At 44.5% G+C, this 24,996-nt stretch carries 29 protein-coding genes and 1 pseudogene; 20 read left to right on the plus strand and 10 right to left on the minus strand.

The features are described from left to right. The first annotated feature begins 114 nt into the window (after positions 1-114). From DRW07_RS14815 to DRW07_RS14865, 11 genes and pseudogenes are all read left to right on the plus strand, one after another. Positions 115-393 (plus strand): type II toxin-antitoxin system RelE/ParE family toxin, encoded by a 279-nt coding sequence (locus DRW07_RS14815; protein ID WP_124028703.1) that lies wholly within the window; start codon positions 115-117, stop codon positions 391-393. Next, entirely contained in the window at positions 393-689 is a 297-nt protein-coding gene (locus DRW07_RS14820; RefSeq protein ID WP_124028704.1) for a HigA family addiction module antitoxin, read from the plus strand. Before DRW07_RS14815 ends, DRW07_RS14820 begins: the two co-directional genes overlap by 1 nt. Positions 690-891: 202 nt before the next feature. Beyond that, positions 892-1,146 carry a type II toxin-antitoxin system Phd/YefM family antitoxin gene (locus tag DRW07_RS14825; protein ID WP_124028705.1) on the plus strand — a complete coding sequence of 85 codons (255 nt, stop codon included), beginning with the start codon at positions 892-894 and terminating at the stop codon, positions 1,144-1,146. Next, positions 1,139-1,402: a Txe/YoeB family addiction module toxin gene (locus DRW07_RS14830; RefSeq protein WP_124028706.1), complete on the plus strand. Its 264-nt coding sequence runs from the start codon at positions 1,139-1,141 to the stop codon at positions 1,400-1,402. Before DRW07_RS14825 ends, DRW07_RS14830 begins: the two co-directional genes overlap by 8 nt. A gap of 410 nt (positions 1,403-1,812) precedes the next feature. Next, positions 1,813-2,010, plus strand: coding sequence for a hypothetical protein (locus DRW07_RS14835; protein WP_124028707.1), 198 nt, complete (start codon positions 1,813-1,815; stop codon positions 2,008-2,010). Between the two features lie 114 nt (positions 2,011-2,124). Then, positions 2,125-2,608 (plus strand): annotated as a pseudogene (locus tag DRW07_RS14840) (AAA family ATPase). A 125-nt stretch (positions 2,609-2,733) separates the two neighbouring features. Next, complete coding sequence (locus DRW07_RS14845) at positions 2,734-3,189, plus strand: GNAT family N-acetyltransferase (RefSeq protein WP_124028708.1); 456 nt, start codon at positions 2,734-2,736, stop codon at positions 3,187-3,189. 132 nt (positions 3,190-3,321) lie between these two features. Further along, positions 3,322-3,636, plus strand: coding sequence for a hypothetical protein (locus DRW07_RS14850; protein ID WP_124028709.1), 315 nt, complete (start codon positions 3,322-3,324; stop codon positions 3,634-3,636). Positions 3,637-3,778: 142 nt separating this feature from the next. After that, the gene (locus tag DRW07_RS14855; protein ID WP_124028710.1) at positions 3,779-4,165 is read left to right on the plus strand and encodes an SMI1/KNR4 family protein; all 387 of its coding nucleotides are present in this window, start codon (positions 3,779-3,781) and stop codon (positions 4,163-4,165) included. A 120-nt stretch (positions 4,166-4,285) separates the two neighbouring features. Next, complete coding sequence (locus DRW07_RS14860) at positions 4,286-4,717, plus strand: hypothetical protein (protein ID WP_124028711.1); 432 nt, start codon at positions 4,286-4,288, stop codon at positions 4,715-4,717. 98 nt (positions 4,718-4,815) lie between these two features. Then, positions 4,816-5,439 (plus strand): hypothetical protein, encoded by a 624-nt coding sequence (locus DRW07_RS14865; protein ID WP_124028712.1) that lies wholly within the window; start codon positions 4,816-4,818, stop codon positions 5,437-5,439. A gap of 698 nt (positions 5,440-6,137) precedes the next feature. On the opposite strand, the gene DRW07_RS14870 is transcribed toward DRW07_RS14865, so the two are convergent. Together DRW07_RS14870 and DRW07_RS14875 are read right to left on the minus strand one after the other, a co-directional pair. Continuing rightward, on the minus strand, positions 6,138-6,416 hold the full coding sequence (locus DRW07_RS14870; protein ID WP_377923158.1) for a type II toxin-antitoxin system RelE/ParE family toxin: 279 nt from the start codon (positions 6,414-6,416) through the stop codon (positions 6,138-6,140). A 17-nt stretch (positions 6,417-6,433) separates the two neighbouring features. Continuing rightward, complete coding sequence (locus DRW07_RS14875; protein WP_124028714.1) at positions 6,434-6,676, minus strand: type II toxin-antitoxin system ParD family antitoxin; 243 nt, start codon at positions 6,674-6,676, stop codon at positions 6,434-6,436. Between the two features lie 166 nt (positions 6,677-6,842). Between DRW07_RS14875 and DRW07_RS14880 the strand changes: the two genes are divergently transcribed. The 7 genes from DRW07_RS14880 (at position 6,843) to DRW07_RS14910 (ending at position 10,161) form a co-directional block, all read left to right on the plus strand. Further along, entirely contained in the window at positions 6,843-7,154 is a 312-nt protein-coding gene (locus DRW07_RS14880; protein WP_124028715.1) for a hypothetical protein, read from the plus strand. A gap of 162 nt (positions 7,155-7,316) precedes the next feature. Next, a complete protein-coding gene (locus DRW07_RS14885; protein WP_124028716.1) occupies positions 7,317-7,802 on the plus strand; it encodes a DinB family protein in 486 nt (161 codons plus the stop codon). A gap of 188 nt (positions 7,803-7,990) precedes the next feature. Continuing rightward, positions 7,991-8,494 carry an XRE family transcriptional regulator gene (locus DRW07_RS18360; RefSeq protein WP_165870519.1) on the plus strand — a complete coding sequence of 168 codons (504 nt, stop codon included), beginning with the start codon at positions 7,991-7,993 and terminating at the stop codon, positions 8,492-8,494. 194 nt (positions 8,495-8,688) lie between these two features. Beyond that, on the plus strand, positions 8,689-8,934 hold the full coding sequence (locus tag DRW07_RS14895; RefSeq protein ID WP_124028717.1) for a hypothetical protein: 246 nt from the start codon (positions 8,689-8,691) through the stop codon (positions 8,932-8,934). 18 nt (positions 8,935-8,952) lie between these two features. Beyond that, the gene (locus tag DRW07_RS14900; RefSeq protein WP_124028718.1) at positions 8,953-9,210 is read left to right on the plus strand and encodes a hypothetical protein; all 258 of its coding nucleotides are present in this window, start codon (positions 8,953-8,955) and stop codon (positions 9,208-9,210) included. Further along, on the plus strand, positions 9,210-9,557 hold the full coding sequence (locus tag DRW07_RS14905) for a Fis family transcriptional regulator (protein ID WP_124028719.1): 348 nt from the start codon (positions 9,210-9,212) through the stop codon (positions 9,555-9,557). The genes DRW07_RS14900 and DRW07_RS14905 overlap by 1 nt, the downstream gene beginning before the upstream one ends. A 190-nt stretch (positions 9,558-9,747) precedes the next feature. After that, positions 9,748-10,161, plus strand: coding sequence for a hypothetical protein (locus DRW07_RS14910; protein ID WP_124028720.1), 414 nt, complete (start codon positions 9,748-9,750; stop codon positions 10,159-10,161). Positions 10,162-10,171: 10 nt separating this feature from the next. On the opposite strand, the gene DRW07_RS14915 is transcribed toward DRW07_RS14910, so the two are convergent. The 4 genes from DRW07_RS14915 to DRW07_RS14930 form a co-directional block, all read right to left on the minus strand. Further along, positions 10,172-10,852 carry an exonuclease domain-containing protein gene (locus DRW07_RS14915; protein ID WP_124028721.1) on the minus strand — a complete coding sequence of 227 codons (681 nt, stop codon included), beginning with the start codon at positions 10,850-10,852 and terminating at the stop codon, positions 10,172-10,174. A gap of 6 nt (positions 10,853-10,858) precedes the next feature. Continuing rightward, the gene (locus DRW07_RS14920) at positions 10,859-12,691 is read right to left on the minus strand and encodes a putative nucleotidyltransferase substrate binding domain-containing protein (protein ID WP_124028722.1); all 1,833 of its coding nucleotides are present in this window, start codon (positions 12,689-12,691) and stop codon (positions 10,859-10,861) included. A 78-nt stretch (positions 12,692-12,769) separates the two neighbouring features. Continuing rightward, positions 12,770-14,476 carry a sodium:solute symporter family protein gene (locus DRW07_RS14925; protein WP_124028723.1) on the minus strand — a complete coding sequence of 569 codons (1,707 nt, stop codon included), beginning with the start codon at positions 14,474-14,476 and terminating at the stop codon, positions 12,770-12,772. 4 nt (positions 14,477-14,480) lie between these two features. Then, the gene (locus DRW07_RS14930; RefSeq protein WP_124028724.1) at positions 14,481-14,747 is read right to left on the minus strand and encodes a DUF4212 domain-containing protein; all 267 of its coding nucleotides are present in this window, start codon (positions 14,745-14,747) and stop codon (positions 14,481-14,483) included. A gap of 190 nt (positions 14,748-14,937) precedes the next feature. Here DRW07_RS14930 and DRW07_RS14935 point away from each other — a divergent pair, with 190 nt between their 5' ends. Continuing rightward, positions 14,938-18,360, plus strand: a complete 3,423-nt coding sequence (locus DRW07_RS14935) for a PAS domain-containing hybrid sensor histidine kinase/response regulator (RefSeq protein WP_124028725.1) — start codon at positions 14,938-14,940, stop codon at positions 18,358-18,360. Positions 18,361-18,367: 7 nt separating this feature from the next. On the opposite strand, the gene DRW07_RS14940 is transcribed toward DRW07_RS14935, so the two are convergent. Together DRW07_RS14940 and acs are read right to left on the minus strand one after the other, a co-directional pair. Beyond that, a complete protein-coding gene (locus tag DRW07_RS14940) occupies positions 18,368-19,012 on the minus strand; it encodes a response regulator transcription factor (protein WP_124028726.1) in 645 nt (214 codons plus the stop codon). A 10-nt stretch (positions 19,013-19,022) separates the two neighbouring features. Further along, positions 19,023-20,963: an acetate--CoA ligase gene (acs, locus tag DRW07_RS14945; protein ID WP_124028727.1), complete on the minus strand. Its 1,941-nt coding sequence runs from the start codon at positions 20,961-20,963 to the stop codon at positions 19,023-19,025. A gap of 276 nt (positions 20,964-21,239) precedes the next feature. Between acs and DRW07_RS14950 the strand changes: the two genes are divergently transcribed. Beyond that, positions 21,240-22,400: a DcaP family trimeric outer membrane transporter gene (locus DRW07_RS14950; RefSeq protein ID WP_124028728.1), complete on the plus strand. Its 1,161-nt coding sequence runs from the start codon at positions 21,240-21,242 to the stop codon at positions 22,398-22,400. Positions 22,401-22,443: 43 nt separating this feature from the next. Here DRW07_RS14950 and DRW07_RS14955 read toward each other — a convergent pair whose 3' ends face one another. Together DRW07_RS14955 and DRW07_RS14960 are read right to left on the minus strand one after the other, a co-directional pair. Further along, the gene (locus DRW07_RS14955; RefSeq protein ID WP_124028729.1) at positions 22,444-23,604 is read right to left on the minus strand and encodes a Na/Pi symporter; all 1,161 of its coding nucleotides are present in this window, start codon (positions 23,602-23,604) and stop codon (positions 22,444-22,446) included. 80 nt (positions 23,605-23,684) lie between these two features. After that, positions 23,685-24,737 carry an aldo/keto reductase gene (locus tag DRW07_RS14960; protein ID WP_124028730.1) on the minus strand — a complete coding sequence of 351 codons (1,053 nt, stop codon included), beginning with the start codon at positions 24,735-24,737 and terminating at the stop codon, positions 23,685-23,687. Between the last annotated feature and the right edge of the window lie 259 nt (positions 24,738-24,996).

Below are 24,996 nucleotides of genomic sequence, written 5' to 3' on the forward strand. Positions count from 1 at the left end.
AGACATGCGGGGCGGCTTCGCCATTATGCCCCACATGTCTGCGCCCCTTATTTAAAAGTTTGGCCCTTGCCCACCAAACATTGACATTGTAACCACAGAGGTTACAATCAAACTATGATTATTAGCTTTATTCACAAAGGTCTTGAGAAGTTTTATTCCACTGGTAAAACGTCTGGGATTCAAAAGAAACATAAGAAAAAACTTCGGCTTATTCTCTCCAACTTGGATCAGGCTATTTCACCGGACGATATGGATTTACCTGGCCTATTCCTGCACCAGCTAAAAGGTAATAGGAAAGAAATCTGGTCCGTTAGAGTCAGTGGGAATTGGCGTGTGACCTTTCGGTTTAAAGGTCAAAATGCCGAAATCGTTAACTATGAGGATTATCACTAATGCAAATTTTCAATCCCGCACACCCCGGTGAAATTCTAAAGGAATTGGTTATAGAATCGCTTGGGGTAACTATTACTGACGCCGCAGAACATCTTGGAGTTAGCCGCAAAACACTATCCAAAATACTTAATGGAAATGCAGCAATAAGTCCAGAAATGGCGGTCAGATTGGAACTGGTGTTTTCTAAACCAAACGCAGATCACTGGTTACGTGTTCAAAATGCATACGACCTTTGGCAAACGAGAATGGAAAAAGAAAAACTAAACGTTTCGCCTTACGACTTCGAAGCTGCGTAGTGGGGCCTAACAAGGCGCTAAACACGTGTGTCACTGCGTGCCACACTGGGACACAAGCGCGGCGCGCCTTCGGTATTATCGCGCCACGTTCGCGCCCGTTAGCTTAGCGTTAGCTACCACGGCAAAGAAATGCACAACATCCTGTACATGTAATTAATTTTAAACTAAACTTGTTCCATATATTGTACATGTGAGGTGAAAAATGAGAATAGTCTCTTTTACCGAAGCCCGAAATGGACTTAAAGCCGTTTTAGATAATGTAATTAACGATGCGGACACTACTGTAATCACCCGTCGTGACTCTGAAGATGCTGTTGTTATGTCATTGGATTACTACAACAGCCTTATGGAAACTGTTCATTTACTTCGTTCCCCTGCGAACGCTGAACACTTAAATCGTTCAATAGCACAGTTTAAAGCGGGTAAAACAACCCAGCGAGAACTTATTGGTGAGTGACAGGTTATTATCATGGACTGATGAAGCTTGGAGTAGTTACGTGTATTGGCAGACTCAAGACAAGAAGACCTTGAAACGTATAAATAAGTTAATTGCCGATGTTAAGCGCTCTCCATTTGCGGGGGTTGGAAAACCGGAACCTCTCAAAGAAAATCTTTCAGGTTTTTGGTCTCGCAGAATAGATGATACCAATCGTTTGGTATATGCCGTGGATGATACAGCGGTTACGGTTATCTCGTGTCGTTATCATTACTAGTAGGTGGCAGCTAACACCCAAGGATGATTTGTAAAAAAATTTTTGTTTATTTTTTGCCTGGTTGCGCACTTTACTGGTGCGCAAACTCTTTATCCGTCAGAACACGACACTCCAGCTGGGCAAGCTGAATTAAATTCTTTTTTGGTGTACTGTGATGATGACTGCTTTTTTACCATGTTTTTAGAAGTTAAAAGTTTGGACTTCGAATCATCAAATGAATCTGGCGCAATGTACCGAGTATGGAACGCAGCTAGACATGAATTTATTTTATTCGGAATCGACGCTAACAAAGAAAAAAGGAGCCCTAACTTACTATCGAGTCTTCAAAGAATGGGAAAAAGCATATTCTGGGAACATCGGAATTGGGAGCATTCGAAGGATTTAGATTTGAATGGAAAGATGGCGCTTTCATGCTAAAAAATCTAAGAAGCGTACCCTATGAAGGCCACTCAAGAATTGAAGAAAGCGGCTTAGAATTTGAGGGTAAGTTGGACTTTAAACCACATTCTATTGAGTACTTGTTTCTAGGTGCCAAACTCACCCAGTATGTGGATGCTTCGTCGCAAAACATTAATCCTGAATGGAAGAAAATCGCAAGTGGCAGCTAACAAAACGCTCAAGCCACTCCCTTCGGTCGCTGGAACGCAAACGCGGCGCGGCTTCGCCAGTTTCGCCGCATGTTCGCGCCCCTTAGCTTAGCGTTATGTAATTCAAGGAAATCCATGACAAGAATTGTTATTTTTGGCAACTCCGGCTCGGGTAAATCTACACTGGCAGCTAAATTGTCCAGGGGAAAATACGCTTGCACACCTAGACCTCGATACTTTAGCTTGGGAGCCAGTGTCTCCGCCTGTTCGTCGAACGATTGCCAAATCAATGGAATCTATTAGTCAGTTCATGGATAGCAACGATAACTGGGTAATTGAAGGCTGTTACTCAGATTTGCTCAAATTTCCATTAGAAAAAGCAACAAAGGCTATTTACCTTGCTCTTCCAATCGAGCATTGTGTTGAAAACGCCAAGGACAGACCGTGGGAGCCTCATAAATACGAATCCAAGGAAGCTCAAGATGCTAATTTGAATATGCTCATCACTTGGATAAGACAATACGAAAGCCGAAACGATACATTTAGCAAAGCAGCGCATGAAGAACTATTCAATCAATTTAGTGGCCCAAAAGTCAGATTCTCTTCGAATATGCAGTGAACATAACAAGGTGCTAACTCGATCACCTCGTTCGCTGGGACGTTAACGTGGCGCGCCTTCGGCATTTTCGCCCCACGCATTTGCCCATTAGCTTAGTGTTATACAAATTTTAAGGAAGTTTTGAGATGGAAATAAAAAGGGATAATTTAAACGGCAGCAAAGTCATTGCATTATTGGAAGAACATCTCTCTGATATGTATGCCACTTCTCCTCCAGAATGTGTTCACGCTTTGGACGTCCAAGCGCTCAAATCTCCCAATATTATTTTTTTCAGTGCGTGGTCAAATGGTTCTCTTGCTGGGTGTATTGCTATTAAAAACCTTGACTCACATAGTGCAGAAATTAAATCAATGCGTACATCTCATCAGTTTAGAGGACAAGGTGTAGCATCAGAACTCTTAGCGTTTGTTCTTAATTTTGCAAAAGACCAAGGGTATAAAACAATATGTTTGGAAACAGGGACTCAAGATTATTTCTCTGCTGCTCGTAACCTGTATAAAAAATTTGGCTTTTCAGACTGTGGACCATTTAGCGACTATAAATTAGATCCAAACAGCCACTTTATGAGCCGTGATGTGTAGAGTGGAAAATTCGTATAACAAAGCTCTTAACATGTTCCCTTCGGTCACTGGGACAATTACGTAATGCGCCTTCGGCATTATCGCATTGCGTAATTGGCCCTTAGCTTAGCGTTATGTACTCAAGGATATAAAATGAATGCAAAGAAGTTTGTCAGCCTCTGGAAAGAAGAAATAGATTCTTCATTAAATCTGTACAAAGACCCAAATCAAGAGTCTTTAGTGCAGGCTCTGTATCAAAAATTAGACCTTACACCTGAACAAGAGAAAACTTTCTGGGAAGTTGCGGAAGTAATGTTAAACGATACTGCATATACATTTCTTCTGGCGTTAGACGGCTGTGCTCAAATTGGCGGTGATCAACAAACCTATAAAATCTTCGGAGAAGATGGGGACTTAATATCTGATTGTGGGGATATAGAAGCCGCAGCAGGAGATCTTTTTGAGTAACGTACATAACAACTCAATTAACTCGCTCACTTCGTTCGCTGGAACGCATACACGCAGCGCGACTTCGTCATTATGCCCTACGTGCCTGCGCCCGTTATTGAAAAGTTATGTGTCTTGAATAATTTGGAGGATTGAATTTCTAATGGATGAATTTCCTATTGTGCCCCCTACTGATAATGAGATTGATGAAGCTCAAGAGAAGCTCAATTTCAAATTTCCGCCTGAATATATTGAATTTTTGAAATCTGGTTATGATTTAGGTGATATACCGATAGATGCTCTCGAAATAGTTGACCCACCATCTTATGCTGACATTTATATTGCGACAAAAGAGGCCCATGAAAGAGATGGATTTCCAAAAACCGGCTTGCCAATTTGTAAAGACAATGGTGACTATTATTATTTGAATGAATTAGGAGAAGTGGTTTATTGGTCTCACAATGGCTCAACGGATGAAAAATGGACTAATGTGATAGTCTGGAGAGATTCAATGATAAGAGAGTTTGAAGGAGATAAACTTGAGGAATGAATGACACATAACAAACCGTTCAAGCCACTCACTGCGCTCGCAGGGACGCCTACTTGCTGCAGCTTCGCCATTTTCGTGCCACGTCACTGCCCGTTAGCTGAAACTACAAAAGCTAAGAATATGAACGACATAGAGAAAGATAGGTACAAAAAAATATTATCTTTGATGGAGGCATACGAATCCAAAACAGATTCGAGTGAAAGAGAGTCTGTACTAGAGCAGATCAATGAAATAGTGAAAGTTGGTGAGTTTGAAGTCAACGAATATTATGGATCATGTAGTCTCGAAGAATTTTGCAGAAGCCTTGCAATAATTCCTTGTGATGGCAACTCTTTAAATAAGAGTGTGGCATTAGAAATTGTTAAAGATATTGTAGAATGTGAAGATATAGATCGTCAGGAATACCTTTTAAGCAAATACTCGGATGCAATAGAGTTTGCTTTTAAAAAGAACTCTGGATTTCTAGAGGATTGTATATTTAAAGAAAATATCTCTTTAAATGAAATATCCTCTAAGTTGGAGGGCGAAACTGATGGTCCTATTGCACTTTGAGATTGCAGCTAACAAAGTTTGCAATTTGACCAAATTCCGCTTCGCTTAATTCGGCAAATTAAAACTGCGTTAGAGTGCTCAAAAGGAATTGATACAACTTGAATAAGAAACATTTGCTACTAGGGACTTTAGTCTTTCCTATTTTTGTATTGCTATTGTCTGCAAGTCTCTTAGGTGAAAACCATAGAGCTAGGGAAATCATACAAACTTTCATAGAAGATTTAGCTGCTGGTAACTTTTCTTCGTCATGTATTCCAGTCAAGCTCCTTCCGCAACATGAAGCTGTTACCCGAGGCTTGTCTTGCGAAGACAAGAATTTCCTTTTTATGGTATCTCTTTTATCAAATTCCGATTTCAAACAAACCGAAGATATTGGTTTTGAAACAGAAGTGAATCAATACTGGATACCATTCCTTACTGAGGACTATCTTAAGGTTGGCCTGTCTTATAAATTGAACGGCAATACAGCAAAACTAAGCAACTTATTTGTAATAAAAAGAGAGGAGTGGTCGTGGTCTGTTAGTGAAATACAAATCACTGATCAGAAATTATCAAAGACATTTACTCACTTTAAGAACGCATTAGATTTAAGTAAGTACGTTATTGAAAAATCCGGGACCTACGAACTTCAAGATTCAACGATAAATCTTCTCAATCTGTCACCATTAGACAAGATGGTATTAAAGTACAATCTACAAAGGATATATCAGCATCTTGAATAACATGCTGGCAACGCACTCTAACAAGGCGCTAAACACGTTCCCTTCGGTCACTGGGCCAGTAACGCAACAGCGCTTCGCGATTATACCTCCACGTCACTGCCCGTTAGCTTAGCGTTAGAAACCCATGGTAGACTTATTCACATTGAACAAGAAATAGCGTCGTGGGACGGAAAATCAGCTGATGATATTAAGGCGATATATGATGCGCACAATGCAGAAGATAACTTTTCCGACACATTAATAGCTCTTTCATTAATAGAAGACTGTGAAAAAGGAGCCACTTGGTTGCTAAAGGCATGGCTTGAAGCTGGAAATGAGTTAGAGCAAGCCCAGGTCAAAAAATATATGGTTCCATCGACCAATTGAACCACTGGGAAGCAAAGTTGCATGTACTTCAAAGTATACCTTTAATGCCAATCACTGATGCCGTGAGTGGTAATCTATATGCCTTCTTGAGAATCTCGCTCACTGTTCCAAATAAATTCGTACGTGCTTGGTCATACAACGGCTTTTATGAGTTAAGTAGGCAGCACTCAAAGTACGTCGTTGAAACGAAGAAATATTTCGAAATGGCCATGCGTGATGACGCTCCATCTGTAAAGGCTCGGATCCGAAATGCTATGAAGAAAGGTTGCTAACAAGCGCATGTTGTCGGAGTGGTTATCCGCTGCACTACAAAACAGCCGAAAATGCGGGCATTATGCGCCAAAAGTAACAGGATTGACGTCCATACTTTTATGAAGAATTCTAATCACTAAGACATAGCCATTCATTCGCTTGTAATAAATAATATGACTACCTTGTGGGAATTTCTTGTAGCCTTGCATAAGCTCATCACACGCTTTTCCTACATCGGGGTTTTCTCCCAGCAACCTAAACGAATCATCAAACTGCTTTAAATAACTATTTCTTTGCTCTCGGCCCCATTTTTGTTGCGTAAATATAGCAATATCTTTTAAGTCCTGTTTTGCCAGCACCGACAGTTTGCATAGCTTCAATTTTTGGATTCGCTATCAATTTCTGCAATTAAACTATCTAAATCATAATCAGATTCACCACTTTGCTCACCAGCAACCAATAATTGACGCAATGTGTTAATTTTGGTTTCCTGTGCCTCTAATAAACGTAATGCGCTGCGAATAACTTCGCTTGCGGAGCCATAACGGCCACTTTGGATTTGGTTTGCTATAAAACTGTCAAAGTGATCACCAAGAGTAATGCTTGTGTTTTTAGCCATATCGAAAGCCTTAAATACCAATATATACCTAATTATGGTACATGCACTCCGTAAGTCAATGGCGCATAACAAAGCCCTTAAGTCACTCACTTCGTGCCTTGGGACACAAACGCGCTGCGGCTTCACCCTTTAGCTTAAAGTTAAGTTTCTTAGAAGCATCGATAAAATGAATGGTAAAACCTTATTAAACCGAAAAGTTATCATCAGCTTTACCTGCGTGTTGGCGCTAGTAATTCTGGGCTTTTTTTCCAATGAGGCAAGAAAAGAGATCTATTTCCTCTGTGGCAACTTTAAAGAAGGCATATCACTCTCTAGTGTGCGTTCACAGCTAGACACAGCAAAACTGTCTTCGTATAAACTGGCAGATAATCAAGCGGGTAAAAGCATATCTCACAGTAGTTGGCTTGTTCTTCGCTTGGCTAGCTGTAATATAAACTTTAACGAAGAGGGAATTGTTCTTTATGCTTCATTTGGTTAAATATAGGCGCTCAAGTCGCCCAACCCTTGAGCTGGGACGCAGACATGCAAGGCTCCCTCGTTTTGAACGCTCGAATTACAAAAATAGATAGGGGATTAGAGGTTAGAGCAGCAAAAATACGAGCAAGCACGAAATAAAGCACTCGATTTTCTGGAGCATGTAATGGATGTAAAAACGTATCAATATAAACAATGGGCTGATCAACGTACCCTTGACGCCATAAGCAGTATTGACCGAACGATGTTTGCTAATGCTTACTCTTTTTCGCTTCAACAAATAAGCCATATGGTGATCGTCGAAGAATTGTTTAAAAGCAGGCTGTGCGCCTTACCCTCTCCTCACTCGGCTACAAATAGTGCACACATCCCCTCATTCGACACACTGCAACGCAGGCTCATCGCATCCGGTACTTGGTATGTAGAATTTATTACCAGCTGCGAAGACTTAACACCAGAAATCTCTTTTGTTTTTGTTGATGGTCAAAGAGGAAAAATGTCAGTTGGTGAAATTTTGTTTCACATTATTAATCATGGGTCTTACCATCGTGGAAACATTGCTCATGCATTAGACTTAGCCAGGGTGCCTCACCCAATAGACGGGTACGGCGCGTTTATTCATGGACTGGAGCCTCAGCGTAGAGAAACATAGCGCGATTGAGGCTTAAGAGTATTGCAGTTGGTTTATTTCTTCCGAGCAAAACGAAGGTAGTCAACCAACGCACAGTAAGCCGCAACGGGATGTCTGGCATCTGTCAGGCCGCTGTCATGTGTTTGTCACTACCGACACCAAAGGCGTACTATAGAATACTGGGCTTTCTATAAATAAAGGTTACCCTAATGAAATCATTGAGAGTCAAGAAACACTGGTCTCAGGAGCAACTGGCACAGCTTAGCGGACTGAATGTGCGTACTATCCAACGTGTAGAAAAAGGGGAAAGTGTCGGCATTGAAAGTCTCAAAGCCTTGGCGGCCGTTTTTGAAATTTCCACCGACGCGCTTATTCAGTCGATTAAAGATCAGGGCCTCCCGCCAGAATCAGTACAAGATAATACCCGAATTGATGATACGGAACGCGAAAAAGCGCGAGAAAAAGCCAAGTCGATTAAGTATTTTTATCTCTCTTCTACATTTTTAACGGCGATTTTTGTATTGTTTATGGTGCCTAACTACAATGACGGTGAAAATTTAGGCCCTTTGATTGTGGTATTCATTTCATTTGTTATCTTAATTTGTGGTCATGCCATCACTGTATTTCAACCCTTTGGCGCCTCTTGGGAAAATAAAAAGATTTCTCATATTCTTGAGCAAGAACGCAATAACAACCAGAGTGACAAGAGTTAGTGTGTATTAAGGACATAAGACGACGCTTAAAAACCGGGTATTGAAAGACCGAAATGGCAACTCCGTAAGAAGCCTTTACAAGTAAATATTATTAGACGGTCTAGCGCCGCGTTTGATGAATAATTCCGGGCCTGTGAGTCGCGATCGTCAATCAAGCACGTTAGGATAGTAGTTTTTATTTATGGGCTTACACTATGTTTCCTATACTATGGCGGATAGCCGGTGTGTGTTGTATCTGCTACTGGGCCTACGCTGTGCTCTATGGAGGCGCAGACACTGACTTCATCCGAAGCTCAGGTCGAGAGGCTGAAACATTGGCACTGCTTGGTATTGAGTTTACGGTACAGCAACTAAAAACGACCTTGCTGATAGGCTTGTTACCATTGGGCTTGTTGTTGTGGTCATTGGGAGATTACCGCCCCGGTATTACTCGGGATTAAACATTGCAGGAGCAAAAGATGTCATCACAAAAAAATAGCGAACAAATTAAAGCACTGAAAGCCAGCTTGATAAAAACCCAGCTTATCGAGGCACCGGGAGCAATCATGGTTGGTTTAGGCTTGTATGGAAAGTTTGGTGCCAATGGTGACGCCTTTTTGCCTCTGTTAAATGACCCAAGTACGGTGAACTTTATGCTGGCGGTTGGTGCCATTATTATGGCTTGGGGAGCTTTTAAAACCATTAAAATCAGCAGTCAAATAAACAAACTGTCTTAATGCGTAAATCTGATAAAAAGACAGACAACGCTATTCGTTTATCGCTCACGCAGGTGTGTGAGCTTGCCCTGAAAGACATACCTGGTTTTCGGTGGCTTACTCACACTGTTAATTACGACCATTTTCCTCAAAGTTTATGTGTAATTTGCGTTTTTGATACGGATGAGCACCTCCAAGAATATCTGCGTTCTGACAACAAACAGACGTTGCAAAGTTCAATTGCGAGGGCACTAAACGATATTGGTGTTTCATTAAAAAACCCTAAGAAGCATATTCTGTTCGACACAGAAGAAGACTGTAATAGGCAGCATCAGGGAAACTGGCGTAAGCGTCTCACTAGTATGTGAGCCTAAACCGATTTTCGCTTTGACACCAATATTAAGAAGGCTAGAAAGCGTTAGGCGGATATTGTGACCAATAACCGTGTCTATGTACCATTGATTTAATGAGAAAATAACAATAGAAAAGTCAGATACTTTTTGGGAACATACATAGCGTTTTCACAAACGGGGAAAACGAAAATAAAAGGACAAAGTGATGTTAAGGACGCTATTTTTAGTCTTGACGCTCAGCGTTTTGTTAATTGGCTGTAATCAAGAGACACAAAACCCACCCGCGCCAACGCCTCCCGAAAAGCTAATTTGGGTATTTTCTCAGTTCAATGTGCCAGAAGAAGATCAGGCCATGGAGTCTTATTGGTATTATGGGCGCATGTCTGAAACGCTATATAAGGCCATTTATGCAAATGAAGTTGATAAGGGTTTTCTGCGCCTGACAGACGTGCACTATTGGTCTGACAATGCTGTTCATCCCTATGAAGATGATACCTACCAAGGCGAAATGCTGTTTAAAATTGAAGACCTGCGAAAAATCAATGTGGTAAAGCGCCTGCCTGTAGTTGAAGAGCAACACGAACTCACCGTTGAGGGCATGGAAGAAACGCTTGACTGAGCTTATGCTATCAATTCGGATGAATTAGGCGATATGGTTTTAGTGCCCCAGTGTGCATAAGGCTTCTTAGTGTATCGCTTGGCTTTATGTTCATGGCACTTTGACAGGCAAACCATAGCTCCAATGTTGCCATAGCATCGTCGAGTGCATTATGTGCGTTAATTGCCGGCAACGCGTATCGGGCGCGGCAATTAGTAAGCGTTAAGCTGTCGGGTTTTATCACCAAAGACGTTTTGCTAAGTAAGTACTTACATAGTATCAGAGTGTCGATTACCCATACCTCGTCAACGTTAAGCTCAAGCTTCGTTGCAAGGCGTTTAATGACAGCCATGTCTAAGTGAGCATGATGCAGTACAAGAATATGATCGGGTAATAGGGGGACTAGGGTTTCAATAACATCGGCCAACTTTTCACCTTGCCATAGCTTTTCCTGCGTAATTCCGTGAATGACCGGACTCTGCTGCAAAGAGCCAGACGCTCTGACCACGTGATGACGTGCCGAATGCAAATAACAATGAAGGTGCTTTCCACAAAGCCAGCCTATTGAGGTGATTTTAGCCGACGTTGTATCTAGTGATGTGAGCTCCAAATCAAGAGCGAGCAAAGGAATATCTCTGATTGGTAAATTGGCCCACTTTGCAGGCAGTGATTGTTGACCGAAACATTGTTTTAGTCGTGATATTAACCCCATCTCGCCCTACCCCATACCACCCGCGAAGTGATTAAGCGCTGCCTGCTGAGCGCGTTCTATGGCTTTAAATGCTTGCTTTAACTGATGCTTTTCAATGGAAGACAAATCGTCCACACGAATAAAATTGTCTGTCACGCTATTTTGAATTTGGTGACGCCAACGCAACCGGTTCAGAAAGAGCCATATCTCTTTTAAATTTTTAGCATCGCGTGCTGACAGCGTGGTTAGCTCAGGCAGAACTTTCAGTCTTTCAATCGTGCTGGGTTCGCGAACGCCTGCTGACAATGCATAATTCCTCACAATACTGTTAATAATGGCCACCGCTTGTGTTTTCACATCAATACAGTGCTCGTGCTCACCGTGCTTGGTGTACACGAACCGATTAAACAAGGAAAGTGGAACTGTCACATCATTGGTTTGCCTGGCCAAGGCTGCCACAAATTGCTTTTGTTTCAGCAAGGGTGACCGGGCTTCAGCGAGCTGGTCAAAAAGCTGCTTATTGCCTGCGATATGGCGTACATCCAGATAAATATTAAAATGCAAAATAGCCTGCAAGGTGGGCTCTCTTACCCATTTTTGCGCTTCTGTTATGGCACCTTTTAGCGACACTCTGAGTTGTGGATTAGAGGCCATAATATTGCCACTGCACAACTTAATGCCACATTTGTGCAAGCCTTCACAGACATAACTGGCCATCTGCGCAAAATAGCTAGCTTGTGTTTCATTGGGTTCCTCTGCAAGTAACAAAGCGTTGTCTTGATCAGAGCCTAACGTTTGATCTTCCCTCGCCTGCGACCCATACACCAACCACGCGTAGGCCATAGGTGCTGGACCATTTGCCTGCTCAAAGTATCCAATCAGCTTACGGGTCATAATGTCAGTGGCTTGAGACAGTACTTTGCCTGCAATATCAAAATCGCTTGGACGTTTGGCATTTGACGCAAAGTAGTGTGGGATTTGCCAGGCGACGTTCGACAACGCATACAGGCTTGTTGCTTTACCTAGTTCACTGACCAAATACAACACATTACTGCGTTGCAAGCGGATTACGTCTGTGGCTGTGATTATACCTGCCGGGGTGATGTTGTCTTCTGCCACTATGGGCAAATGGTGAATAGCATGCTCGTTCATGACACACATGGCATCAAACACGGTTCTGTCATTTTGAACTTTGTGGGGGTTTTCCGTCATCACCGTGGTAACAGGGTCGTCAGGGTTACGCTGGGCTGCCAGCACACGGCTGCGAAGATCTCTGTCAGTTAAAATACCGACCAGTTTCCCCTCTTCGGTGACAAGCAGAGACGATACCCCTGACTCAGTCATGCGTTTTGAAGCATCAAAAATACTCGCTGATACATCGATACAGATGGGCTCGTGATGTTGTGTTTCGCCCAAAGTGCGGTACATCCACATCGCTTGTGCATCATTAACCGGTGACTGAGTGAGCGCATCGTCTTGCCCTTGTTTGAAGAATCGGGCAAACATCGTTTGCTGCATACACAAGGCGAACAATTCTGGCGGTATGCACAGAATGAGCCCCGCCACATCAACCTCTACTCGCAATGGGTGAGGCGTGTTCTGAATGTGTTGGGCAAACCCAAAAATATCACCTTCACTTAGATGACGCACACCTGACTCGTTGTCATCCACCAGAAACTGACCACTGTGGATCACACAAACATCTTTACTGTGTGTCGCGATAAACTCGTCCAAACTGTCCTTGGCCAGGTACACCCAATCAGATTCTGTACCTATTTTGTATTTGCGCTCTGCAGACAACTGGTCAAACGGCGCTGTGTCGTTCAACAAGGTATCGATAGCGGTTGGCAAGGCTGTCATGTTATCTCTCCAGACAATTTACGCTAGGACGAATAAAGGCCCGCGAGCGGGCCTTAATCGAAAAACACAAGTTTCCATTTAGTGTGCTGAGGCTTCGCCTGCACCTTTGGGATAACGAATGTCTTCAACAAGCTGTTGGATTTCTTCTGGTGCTTCTTCGGTTACTTTAAAGACCGCAAAGGCAACCACGAAGTTAACCAGCATACCCAGTGTACCAATACCTTCAGGTGAAATACCAAACCACCAGTTAGCGGGTACGTTCGCACCTGGGTTGATGAATTTAAAGTAAATGATGTAAGCAGCAGTGAACGTAATACCACTTAACATACCTGCTACAGCACCTTTATCATTCATACGCTTGTAGAAGATACCCATGATAATGGCCGGGAAGAAGCTTGACGCTGCTAATCCGAAGGCAAATGCCACCACCTGGGCCACGAAGCCGGGCGGATTAATACCGAAGTAACCCGCTATTAAAATGGCAATCGCAGCAGCGAGTCGGGCATAGCCCAGTTCGGCTTTATCACTGATATTTGGCGCAAATGTCCTTTTCAACAGGTCATGTGACACTGAGGTGGAGATAACCAATAACAAGCCTGCAGACGTTGATAACGCCGCCGCTACACCACCGGCTGCAACTAATGCAATAACCCACGCAGGTAAGTTCGCAATTTCAGGGTTGGCCAATACCATGATGTCGCGGTCAACTTTCATTTCGTTGCGATCATCACCTGAATAGAACATCTTGCCATCGTTGTTTTTGTCATCCCACGCGATTAAGCCGGTCTTTTCCCAGTTTTTAATCCACGATGGGGCTGATGCATACTCCGTACCTGTCATTTCTGAACCATTGATGGTTTCAATCATGTTCACACGAGCGAAAGAAGCCAAAGACGGTGCAGTAGTGTAAAGCACAGCAATCAGTAACAACGCCCAACCAGCACTTTTTCTCGCATCACGGACTTTAGGTACTGTGAAGAAACGCACAATAACGTGAGGCAAACCTGCTGTACCTACCATCAGAGCGAAAGTGATGAAGAATACGTCCACCGTGCTCTTAGTGCCGGAAGTATATTCATTAAAGCCTAGCTGTGTAGATAGCCCATCGAGTTTTTGCAACATGTAAACACCGGAACCGTCAGCCAGCGTTGCTCCAAAACCAGTTTGCGGAAGAATGTGACCGGTAACCATCATTGAAATGAATACCGCAGGCACAATGTAAGCGAAAATCAATACGCAGTATTGTGCTACCTGAGTATAGGTTATGCCTTTCATACCACCGAGTACTGTGTAGAAGAACACAATACCCATACCTATGATAACACCGGTAACAATGTCTACTTCCAAGAAGCGGCTAAATACCACACCTACACCACGCATTTGACCTGCCACATAAGTAAAGCAGATGAAGATGGCGCAGAACACGGCAACTGTACGGGCAGTTTGTGAGTAGTAACGGTCACCGATGAAGTCTGGCACGGTGAACTTTCCAAACTTGCGCAAGTAGGGTGCAAGGCACAAGGCTAACAGCACGTAACCGCCGGTCCATCCCATTAGATAAACCGCACCGTCGTAACCCATAAAGCTGATAAGGCCAGCCATAGAAATAAAGGATGCTGCTGACATCCAGTCGGCCGCTGTAGCCATACCGTTCATGAAAGGTGGTACACCGCCACCTGCAACATAAAAGTCGTTCGTTGATCCAGCACGCGCCCAAACAGCGATGCCTATGTACAGCGCAAAGGAGGCACCGACAATAATAAATGTGAGTAATTGTACGTCCATTGTCTTAGTCCTCGTCTACGCCGTATTTTTTGTCTAGTGCATTCATTTTGCTCATATATACAAAAATCAGCGCTACAAATACGTAAATTGACCCTTGTTGTGCAAACCAGAATCCCAGTTTAAAACCGAAAAACTGGATTTGATCCAAGGCATCAACAAAAAGAATGCCAGCGCCAAATGACACCACAAACCAAATCGTTAATAATATTAAAAGCAGGCGGAGGTTTTCCCGCCAATAGGCTTTTTTATCTGTCTCGTTCTTAAATGCCATTGTTCGCTCCTCACAGGTTATGATTCGAATTTTTAACATTTTCATCACAGCGCCCTGCACACTGTGCTCTTGCTGCGTAATATCACTCTAGACCGCATGAGCACAGCTTAAAATGAGACTATAGTCGTAGTGCTTAGGTCGTACTGGCGGTTATACTGCCTGTGAAATGTAAATTAATTGTTGGTAATCAATGACGTTTGGATGGATAGCGCTCGCGCTAGTTTACTTAACTTTACTGTTCTATATCGCGTCCTGGGGAGACAAAGATACTCCCCTTGCAAGGCGCATTACGTCGCACCCTATGGTGTATTCACTCGCCCTTGCTATTTATTGTACAGCGTGGACATTTTTGGGCTCTGTAGGACAAGCTTCTCGTGATCAATGGGCGTATTTACCTATTCTGCTAGGGCCGGTTTTAGTGTATGTGTTTGGTTACCGGTTTATTTTTAAAATGACACTGGTCAGTAAAAAACTGCACATTAATACTATTGCTGATTTTATTGCGTCGCGTTACGGCAAACGTCAAACGGTTGCCTTAGTTGTGACGCTGCTGGCATTACTAGCCACTATTCCCTATATCGCCCTACAAATAAAAGCCATCGGTTCGACCTTTATGGTATTAACGCAAAGTGAAAACGGTGCGCTTATCGCTATGGTAACAACAGTAGGGATGGCCTTATTTGCGATGTTTTTTGGTACCCGGCAAACTGATGTCACCGAATACCGCAGAGGGCTGATACTGGCGGTTGCTTTTGAGTCGTGTCTTAAGCTACTTGCTTTAGTATGCATAGCATTTGTCGGCTATTTGACATGGCAAGCGCAACATCAAGGTAATGCGTTAGCCAGTTTCGTTACGCAGGAAGCCATTGCTCAATTTTCCAGTACAAACTTTATTTTTCAGACGATCATGGCCGCGGCCGCGGTGATTTGTTTACCCAGGCAATTTCACATCGCGATTGTTGATAACTTAGATCTCGGTCATTTAAAAACGGCACGCTGGCTGTTTCCGGTTTATCTCATTGCTATTGCAACCATGATCCCTGTTATTGCGGCCAGTGGTGATGCGCTTTTTGCCGGCCAGGGTATTGAACCCGACACCTATGTGATTGCGCTGGCCGGCTATGTAGATTCCTTGTTCTTACAAGTTCTGGTATTTGTGGGCGGCTTGTCAGCGGCAACGGCCATGATTATTGTCGCTACATTGACCTTAAGCACCATGCTAACCAATGATGTAATATTGCCGCGTTTTTTAACCTCTAATCAGCGGGTAAAAAGCGGAGATCTAGGCCGAAATATTCGTCTTATTCGTCGCGTGGTCATTGGCTTTATTTTGTTATTCGCATTTATTTATTATGAACAGTTAGCCAATACCCGCTCTTTGCATTCAATTGGACTGATTGCATTTTCATTAGTTATTCAACTCTTGCCCGCTATTATTGGGGGGCTTTATTGGAAACGCGGTCATGCTCAGGGCGTGTATGCGGGGCTTTTTGCGGGCTTGGTTGTGTGGTTTAGCTGGCTGGTATTGCCGCTTATTATAGAAGCTGAACCCGGTATGCAGCAGGGCATGCTACTTAGCCAAGGGGCGATGCTCAGCCTGGCTGTCAACATCATTTTTTACATTGCCTTTTCCTACTTTGCCCAGCCTAGACTGATCGACCGCCTCCAGGCCGCTGCGTTTGTCTCTCCAAATGAAACCCGTACTGCGGCCTTTAAAAAATCGCCGGGAGTTAATGTTACCGCTGGCGACCTGGTTACATTGCTTTCAACCTTCATGGGCACGGGGCGCTGTGACCAGCTTATCAATGAATTCGAGCGACATAACAACTACACACTGAATAAAGAAGGTGATCCTGAACCTGCGTTTTTGGCCTTTTGTGAGCGAGCACTGGGCGGAGTTATTGGTGCGGCCAGTGCGAAAACACTCATCGACAGTGTGTTGAAAAGTAAAAAGTTAGACTTCACAGACGTGATCAGCTTTTTTGACGACACCGCCCAAACCGTTCAGCAAAACATGACCGCATTGATCACCTCGCTGGAGAACATCGACCAAGGCATTATCGTGATTGACAAGAACTTGGAGCTGGTCGCCTGGAACAAGCAATACGCCGCCCTTTATCAATATCCTGATAACCTTTTGGCAACGGGTACGCCGGTTGAAAAACTTATCCGTCACAATGCCACAAACGGAGAATTTGGACCTGGACCTGTTGAGGAGCACGTTGAAAAGCGTATGAAACACCTTCGCGCTGGTAACCATCATCGATTTACACGGCAACGAGCGGATGGTCGGGTCGTCGAGATGGTAGGCAACCCCCTTCCGGGCGGTGGATTCGTTGCCAGCTTTACCGATATTACTAGCTATATGGAGGTTCAAAAAGCCCTTGAAGAGGCCAAAATTGATTTGGAACACCGCGTGAAAAAGCGCACCGAAGAAGTCCACTCTATTAATGCTGAGCTGCGTTTGGAAATTGAGAAGCGTAAAGAAGTAGAAGCTGAACTTATTCGGGCCCGCGAAGCTGCTGAGTTTGCCAATGACAGTAAAACCCGTTTCCTGGCATTGGCTAGCCACGATATATTGCAACCGCTCAATGCCGCGAAGCTGTATGCCTCTTCGCTCATTGAAACGCCATTGGAAGCCGATACTCACGCTACCGTAGAAAAGCTCTCACAAAGCCTAAATGCCAGTGAAACACTGATAGGTACGTTATTGGATATCGCTCGTCTTGATCAGGGGAGAATGCAGCCATCTATTGAGACGGTTAATCTGCACACACTCCTGCAGCCACTTATGCATGAATTTACCCTGCGAGCCAACGAGAAAGGCCTGGTATTTAAAGGCAAAATGCACGCGCTTTCAGTTTCTTCAGATAGCACTTATTTGTATAGAATTGTACTTAACTTGCTGTCAAATGCAGTAAAATACACACCAAGTGGCAAAGTTATATTCTTTGTTAGAAAACGTCATAATCGCGCCCACTTTAGCATTATGGATACCGGTGTAGGGCTAACTGATGAAGAGCAAAGTCATATTTTTGAAGACTTTTACCGCTGTGATAGTCAAGGTGAAACAGGTGTAGGTTTAGGGCTGGGTGTTGTTAAACGTTTTTGCGTGCAGTTGGGTATTCAGTTAACCATGCGCTCACGCAAAGGAAAAGGCACATCATTTCATTTTGAATTACCCATCGCACAGGCCGCGGCTGAACCGAGTCGTTCAATAATCAGTAAGACGGCCGCCTTCGAGCAATTTGAAATTCTCTGTGTTGACGATCAGCGCGAAAATCTGGACGCACTGGAAACCTTGCTGACTAAGTGGGGGGTCAAGGTTGCTCTGGCCTCCTCTCAACACGAGGCGCTGGAGACGGTTAAGACATTTAAACCCAATGTACTTATCGTAGATTACTACCTGAGTCCGGATGAGAACGGCATTGATTTGACCAATGCTATCCGTGAGAAACTCGGGCTTGCGGTTCCAGCCGTAATGATAACTGCCTCACAGGAAGAAGATCTAAAAGCACGCTGTGAGGCGTCTACCATCCACCTGCTTCACAAACCATTGAAGCCCGCCAAGCTCAGGGCATTACTGCAGCGTCTGAGCATGGCAATAAAGTAGAAAACTGTTAATGGGCGGGAGGTTCAAGCTCTAACTGAGAGGCGATAAGTACCGCCTGTGTGCGGTTGTTGATGCCTAGTTTTCTGAAAATAGCCGTGACATGGGCCTTTACAGTCGCTTCAGCAATATCTAGATTGTAGCCAATTTGCTTGTTGAGTAGACCGTCGCGCATGTAGCACAGTACTTTATACTGAGAGGGGGTCAGGCTAGCCACCTGCTCGGCCAGTTGCGAGAAGGACTCGTCTACCGACTCCACCTTATCTGAGATGTTTTCGGGTAGCCATATATCACCGGCTAATATGGCCTGAATCGCGTCTTTAATATTCTGCTTACTTGCTGTTTTTGGAATGAACCCAAGTGCCCCTACCCCAATAATTTTTGAAATAATCGCGGGGTCTTCAGTACCAGAGACAATGGCAACCGGCACATCGGGAAAAAGCTTTCGAATGTGAAGCAAACCAAATAAATCCTGACTGCCCGGCATATGCAAGTCAAGCAGCAAAAGATCCACCTCTTGCTGCTCTAAAACAGACACGGTTTCAGGCAAATCGCAGGCCTCCACCAATGTAATTGAATTAAGGGGCTGTGAAAGTGCCCCCCTTAATGCATCGCGATACAGTGGATGGTCGTCTGCAATGAGTATTGTTGTCACGTGTAACCCGTTACTGGTTTAATCTCCCTGCAACGAGTGTATCAACCACACTCGGATCTGCCAATGTTGATGTATCACCTAATTGCTCATGCTCATTGGCGGCGATTTTGCGCAATATACGACGCATAATTTTGCCTGAGCGTGTTTTCGGTAAGCCCGGCGCCCATTGGATCATGTCAGGCGTTGCAATTGGGCTTAGCTCGGTTCTCACCCACTTGCGCAGCTCGGCATTTAGTTCATCACTGGTTTCCTCGCCCTCATTAAGCGTGACGTACACGTAAATACCCTGACCTTTAATATCATGTGGGAAGCCAACAACGGCAGCTTCGGCCACTTTCTCGTGCGCCACCAGAGCGCTTTCTATTTCGGCAGTACCTAGTCTGTGTCCAGAGACGTTTAATACGTCATCAACACGGCCTGTGATCCAAAAATAACCGTCTTCATCACGACGGGCACCGTCGCCAGTAAAGTACACGCCTGGGTAAGCGCTAAAATACGTTTCGATAAAGCGCTTGTGATCGCCATACACGGTTCGGGCCTGACTGGGCCAGCTGTCAGTAATAACCAGATTACCGTCTACTGCGCCTTCAAGGGTTGCACCCTCAGAATCAAAGAGTGCAGGCTGAATGCCAAAGAACGGTCTGGTCGCAGAACCTGGCTTGAGCGCTGTTGCACCAGGTAATGGTGTGATCATGACTCCGCCCGTTTCAGTTTGCCACCAGGTATCCATAATCGGGCACTGCTCTTTACCAAATTGCTTGTGATACCACTCCCAGGCTTCTGGATTAATCGGCTCTCCCACAGAACCCAACACCCGAAGCGAAGACAAATCACAGCCTGAAACAGGCTCATCGCCATGTGCCATCAGCGCGCGAATAGCCGTCGGTGCCGTGTACAGAATATTGACATTGTACTTCTCAACTACCTGAGCAATGCGCTTAACACTTGGATAGGTAGGCACACCTTCAAAAAATACCTGAGTGACACCATTGATCATGGGACCATAGACCATGTAGCTATGCCCTGTTATCCAACCTACGTCTGCGGTACACCAGTAAATGTCGCCGTCTTGATAGTCAAACACGTATTTGAACGTTAACGCGGTATATACAAGATAACCCCCCGTTGTATGCACGACGCCTTTAGGCTTGCCAGTGGAGCCAGAGGTGTAAAGAATAAACAGTGGATCTTCCGCATCCATCACTTCGGGTTCACATTGCCCTGAGCAGTCTTCAATCAGTTCATGCCACCATACATCTACACCACCCCAGTTAACGTTATTACCTGTTAACTGATGAACGACAACAGCTGAAACAGAAGGGCAGGCATTATTGGCAAGTGCTGCGTCAACGTTGTCTTTTAGTGGAACTACGCGACCGCTTCGACGGCCTTCATCTGCGGTAATTACCACTTTAGCTTCGCTATCATTAATACGGTCAGCCAGTGCATTAGGGGAAAACCCACCAAAAATAACGCTGTGAACCGCGCCGATACGAGCGCAAGCAAGCATGGCATAGGCAGCTTGTGGGACCATAGGCATGTATAGCGCTACACGATCACCTTTTTTGACACCCAATTTTTTAAGTCCATTGGCCAATTTGCACACTTCGTAATGCAGTTCCTGAAAAGTAATCTCCTGACTGTCATCAGGCGAATCGCCTTCCCATAAAATAGCGGTCTTCTTAGCATCATTAGCCAAGTGCCGGTCAATACAGTTGTAACTCGCATTTAGCTGCCCATCTTCAAACCATTTGATAGAAACATCGCCAGCGTCAAAGCGGGTGTTTTTGATTACCGATGGTGCTTTTGACCACTCTACAATTTTTGCCTGTTCTGCCCAAAAAGCGTCCGGGTTCTGAATAGAATCTTGATACATCTTTTCGTATTGCTCATTGTTGAGAAGAGCACGACTTTGAGTCGCCGCTGGCACTGGATACGTTTTCGCGTTCATAGGTTTTTTCTCCTGACCGCCAGGCAGTCCAATTGAATAATTTGTTACAGGATAAATGTAGCCTTAACCGATGTAAAACGTGAATTCGACTTTAGTAGTACGCATTAGTTCACGACAAAAAGTGAACAATGACAAGCACATAAGACTTTAGTCTGAAAAGTGTACTTGAGTGTTGGCTTTTTGTGCATTATGCGCACAATTAAGCTCTGTTAACTATGTCTTTACATATTTTTAACCACATACACAAGATTCAGGTGCAAATTGAGGACGCCAACTATGAACAGCAAAAGAACATTACTCACCGCGGCTATTGCCGCAGCGGGCCTAGGAATGGCACCTGCTGCCAGTGCAAACTTCGCCGACACAAAAGTGAAATTTTCCGGATATATCAAAGCAGATGCTATGTTTAGCAACTACTCCGAAGGGCCACTGGCTTCGCAAAACTTGGGAAGAGATTTTTATATTCCAGGTTTGACTCCAGTCAGCGGTAATGAGGAAGATTCTCAATTTGATGCTCATATAAAACAGTCTCGTTTTCGCTTCACAACCCAAACCAAAACTGAAGACGACAAAGTCATTACAGGTGTACTTGAGTTTGACTTTCTGGTTACGCCCGGTGGCAATGAACGCGTGAGTAACAGTTACGTTCCACGAATTCGCCATGCATTCATCAAATATGGCAACTGGACAGTAGGTCAGACCTGGTCGACCTTCCAGGATGTTGGGACCCTTCCTGAAACGCTAGATTTTGTCGGTGTGACTGATGGTACTATCTTTAACCGTCAGGCTTTAATTAAGTATTCTGCTGGCGGTTGGGAGTTGGCGCTGGAAAATCCTGAAGCGACTATCACCCCTTTTGGCGGTGGCAGCCGTATCGTAGCAGATGACAACTTTGTACCGGATATCGTAGCACGATATACCTTCAAACAAGACTGGGGATACATCAAGGTAGCAGGTCTTGCCAGGCAACTTACCTATGATGACGGCGGTACTATTGACGATAGCGTGACTGGTTTTGGTCTGAGCGTAACCAGCAAAGTGAATTTTGATAACGGTGACGACTTGCGCTTAATGTTTAATACGGGCTCTGGCATGGGGCGTTATATTGGCCTTAATACAGCAAACGGCGCCGTTATTGATGCAGCCGGTGAATTAGAAGCCATCGATTCAACCGGGTACGCCATTGCCTATCGCCATGTATGGAATGAGAAAATGCGCTCTAGTATTACTTTTTCTGCACTCGACATTGATAATGACACCGCATTAACGGGTACAGGTGTAACAGAGTCAACGTACAGTACTCGGGTTAACCTGCTTTACTCACCGACCAAGGCCATTACCGTGGGTGCGGAATATGCCTATGCCAAGCGCGAAGTAGAAAATGGTATAGAAGGCGACATGAACCGCCTTCAGTTTTCGGCGAAATACGCCTTCTAATTGAGTGTCGTATAACAGCAAGCCAGGCCATCGCCTGGCTTTTTTAATGAGATAAGAAAATAGCTGTCAGAGGCACCACGAAAAACAGCCCTAGAATGTAGCCTAAACCATAAAGCTTAGTTTGAGCGACTTTCAATGATAACCAGTAAGACAACTTAGGCGGAATTTCTCTCAAGAAAGGAATGGTATAGATCACCATGACCGCTATGCTGTTAAACAGGAAATGCACTAAGGCTATTTGCAATGCAAACACCGCGTTATCACCCGTTGCACCCAATGCCGCAATAATCGCTGTTATTGTCGTACCAATATTCGCCCCAAGCGTAAACGGATAAATGTCTCTGGCTTTGAGTACACCACTGCCGACCAGTGGAACCATCAATGACGTAGTGGTTGACGAAGACTGCACCAGTACAGTAACCACTGTGCCTGAGCCTATACCGGTTACAGGCCCCTTACCGATACTACTGTGCAACACATCTTTTGCCTTGCCTACCATCAGCGACTTCATGATCTTACCCATGAAAGTGATAGCAACAATAATCAACCCCACACCAATAACGACTTTGATCAGGCCAGGGTAAAACGAAGGCAAAAATGAAAACGTATCGCCGACTAAGTTGGTGAAGGGTTTAGTGGCTGCCTTAATGGGATTAAAGCCCCCGACGTCAGCCGTTGCGCCTGTGCTAAAGAGTGACACCATGGCTCCGCTCAGCTTCTCAAGGAAACCAAACATAATCTCTAGTGGCAGGAAAATCAGAACCGACATCACGTTGAAAAAATCGTGAATTGTCGCAGCATTAAATGCCCGTTGAAATTCATCTTTTTTGGCAACGTGGCCAAGGCTGACAATCGTATTGGTAATACTGGTACCAATATTGGCCCCCATCATCATGGGAACTGCAATAGTAATGGGCAAGCCGCCTGCAACCATAGCGACAATAATTGAGCTTACCGTTGAAGAGGACTGAATAAGGGCGGTACACACCATCCCAATCACCAGCCCCATAAGTGGGTTTGAAGCAAATTCAAAGAGGGTTTCTGCGTGCTCTAGTGTAGCAAGCTTAAACCCACTGCCAATCAAACTGACCGCTTGAAGCATTAAGAACACTAAAAACAACAAGGTAAACCATTTAAAGACCCGCTGATAAGCGGGACCATTAATGTCTTGCGGCGCCACCGTTTGATGATTATCTACTGACATAAAACAACTTCCAAAATCATGTTGCGCACAGGGTATGGATGAACTGTGACACAAGGATGACGCATTATAGTGTTCGATTATTAAAATGGAACCGGATATTGTTTGATTATTGCTGATATATCATCAATCATGGCCTCATTGTCTGGTAATGCAAACGCGGCAATGTTCTCTTTAAGCTGAGCGTCACTGGTCGCACCGATTATCGTTGAGGTAACGCCATTAACTTGCTGTACCCATTTCAACGCTAGCTGAGCAGGTGTAATGCCGTATTGTTCAGCAATATTCACGTACTCTTGCGTTGCCGCCTGTGCCTGTTTGGTGTCCCTGAATAAGCCCATTCGCTGTTCCATGGACCAGCGTGATCCTTCAGGACGCGCCCCTTTGAGGTACTTTCCTGTCAGCAGGCCCGCAGCCAAAGGTGACCAAGGCAAATAAGCCACGTCTTCGAATACACAGGTTTCTATCAGATAAGGCCAGTCTTTTAAGTGCGCTAGGCTAAACTCATTTTGAATAGACACAGGCTTGGGTACGTTTAACTCGCGGCACAAATCTAAGTAGGTATGAATACCCCAAGGCGTATCATCGGATAGCCCCCAATGACATATTTTACCTTGTTCAATCGCTCTTCCCAGCGCGCGAACGATGCCCGCCATCTTTTCCTTTTCTTCGTCTACATTCGTGGCAGTTGGATCGGTGCGCCAAGGCCAGTGTTTAGCAAAGTGTGGTGATACCCGATTTGGCCAGTGCAACTGATATACATCGATATAGTCTGTTTGCAGGCGTGATAGTGACTCATCAATAGCTTGTGGAAGGGTATTTTCACTGATCTCGCCGCCACCGCGAATATACTTTAAGCCAGAGCCCGCTATTTTTGTCATCACAATAACATCGCTGCGTTTATCTGAATGACGGGCCAACCAGTTCCCCAAGATACGTTCGGTATCACCATAGGTTTTTTGGCTGGGAGGCACAGGGTACATTTCGGCTGTGTCGATAAAGTTAATACCCGAGTCCAATGCCAGTGCCAACTGGCTGTCAGCCTGAGCCTGCGTGTTTTGCACACCCCAGGTCATAGTGCCAAGACAAATCTCAGAAACACGTAAACCACTTGTGCCAAGGGGATGATATTGCATAGGTCAGTTATCCTTTTTCTCTTCAGGTTGTCGTATCACTTGCATGCATTTTCAGCACTGCTTTTATGCTGACAATGCTTAAGAAGATACCAGAGGCTTAGTACTGTAGATCATATTCTGGGAGGGATAATATTGCTACAAACAAAAAACCCCGCTAAAGAGCGGGGTTTTTCTTATGCTTTGCAGCTGTGTCTAAATCTTAGTCCAAGATTTTAGATACAACACCCGCACCTACGGTACGGCCACCTTCACGGATAGC

The organism is Paralteromonas sediminis, assembly GCF_003820355.1.
Classification (GTDB): Bacteria; Pseudomonadota; Gammaproteobacteria; order Enterobacterales; family Alteromonadaceae; genus Alteromonas_F; species Alteromonas_F sediminis.

Excerpts from the sequence above, each read along its gene's own strand:
- DRW07_RS14880 (WP_124028715.1), top strand. The coding sequence starts at position 6,843 with ATGAATGGTAAAACCTTATTAAACCGAAAAGTTATCATCAGCTTTACC.
- DRW07_RS14825 (WP_124028705.1), top strand. The coding sequence starts at position 892 with ATGAGAATAGTCTCTTTTACCGAAGCCCGAAATGGACTTAAAGCCGTT.
- DRW07_RS14925 (WP_124028723.1), bottom strand. The coding sequence starts at position 14,476 with ATGGACGTACAATTACTCACATTTATTATTGTCGGTGCCTCCTTTGCG.
- acs (WP_124028727.1), bottom strand. The coding sequence starts at position 20,963 with ATGAACGCGAAAACGTATCCAGTGCCAGCGGCGACTCAAAGTCGTGCT.
- DRW07_RS14850 (WP_124028709.1), top strand. The coding sequence starts at position 3,322 with ATGAATGCAAAGAAGTTTGTCAGCCTCTGGAAAGAAGAAATAGATTCT.
- DRW07_RS14855 (WP_124028710.1), top strand. The coding sequence starts at position 3,779 with ATGGATGAATTTCCTATTGTGCCCCCTACTGATAATGAGATTGATGAA.
- DRW07_RS14860 (WP_124028711.1), top strand. The coding sequence starts at position 4,286 with ATGAACGACATAGAGAAAGATAGGTACAAAAAAATATTATCTTTGATG.
- DRW07_RS14915 (WP_124028721.1), bottom strand. The coding sequence starts at position 10,852 with ATGGGGTTAATATCACGACTAAAACAATGTTTCGGTCAACAATCACTG.
- DRW07_RS14905 (WP_124028719.1), top strand. The coding sequence starts at position 9,210 with ATGCGTAAATCTGATAAAAAGACAGACAACGCTATTCGTTTATCGCTC.
- DRW07_RS14820 (WP_124028704.1), top strand. The coding sequence starts at position 393 with ATGCAAATTTTCAATCCCGCACACCCCGGTGAAATTCTAAAGGAATTG.
- DRW07_RS14910 (WP_124028720.1), top strand. The coding sequence starts at position 9,748 with ATGTTAAGGACGCTATTTTTAGTCTTGACGCTCAGCGTTTTGTTAATT.
- DRW07_RS14895 (WP_124028717.1), top strand. The coding sequence starts at position 8,689 with ATGTTTCCTATACTATGGCGGATAGCCGGTGTGTGTTGTATCTGCTAC.
- DRW07_RS14930 (WP_124028724.1), bottom strand. The coding sequence starts at position 14,747 with ATGGCATTTAAGAACGAGACAGATAAAAAAGCCTATTGGCGGGAAAAC.
- DRW07_RS14875 (WP_124028714.1), bottom strand. The coding sequence starts at position 6,676 with ATGGCTAAAAACACAAGCATTACTCTTGGTGATCACTTTGACAGTTTT.
- DRW07_RS14815 (WP_124028703.1), top strand. The coding sequence starts at position 115 with ATGATTATTAGCTTTATTCACAAAGGTCTTGAGAAGTTTTATTCCACT.
- DRW07_RS14900 (WP_124028718.1), top strand. The coding sequence starts at position 8,953 with ATGTCATCACAAAAAAATAGCGAACAAATTAAAGCACTGAAAGCCAGC.
- DRW07_RS14835 (WP_124028707.1), top strand. The coding sequence starts at position 1,813 with ATGCTAAAAAATCTAAGAAGCGTACCCTATGAAGGCCACTCAAGAATT.
- DRW07_RS14950 (WP_124028728.1), top strand. The coding sequence starts at position 21,240 with ATGAACAGCAAAAGAACATTACTCACCGCGGCTATTGCCGCAGCGGGC.
- DRW07_RS14845 (WP_124028708.1), top strand. The coding sequence starts at position 2,734 with ATGGAAATAAAAAGGGATAATTTAAACGGCAGCAAAGTCATTGCATTA.
- DRW07_RS14920 (WP_124028722.1), bottom strand. The coding sequence starts at position 12,691 with ATGACAGCCTTGCCAACCGCTATCGATACCTTGTTGAACGACACAGCG.
- DRW07_RS14885 (WP_124028716.1), top strand. The coding sequence starts at position 7,317 with ATGGATGTAAAAACGTATCAATATAAACAATGGGCTGATCAACGTACC.
- DRW07_RS14955 (WP_124028729.1), bottom strand. The coding sequence starts at position 23,604 with ATGTCAGTAGATAATCATCAAACGGTGGCGCCGCAAGACATTAATGGT.
- DRW07_RS14960 (WP_124028730.1), bottom strand. The coding sequence starts at position 24,737 with ATGCAATATCATCCCCTTGGCACAAGTGGTTTACGTGTTTCTGAGATT.
- DRW07_RS18360 (WP_165870519.1), top strand. The coding sequence starts at position 7,991 with ATGAAATCATTGAGAGTCAAGAAACACTGGTCTCAGGAGCAACTGGCA.
- DRW07_RS14935 (WP_124028725.1), top strand. The coding sequence starts at position 14,938 with ATGACGTTTGGATGGATAGCGCTCGCGCTAGTTTACTTAACTTTACTG.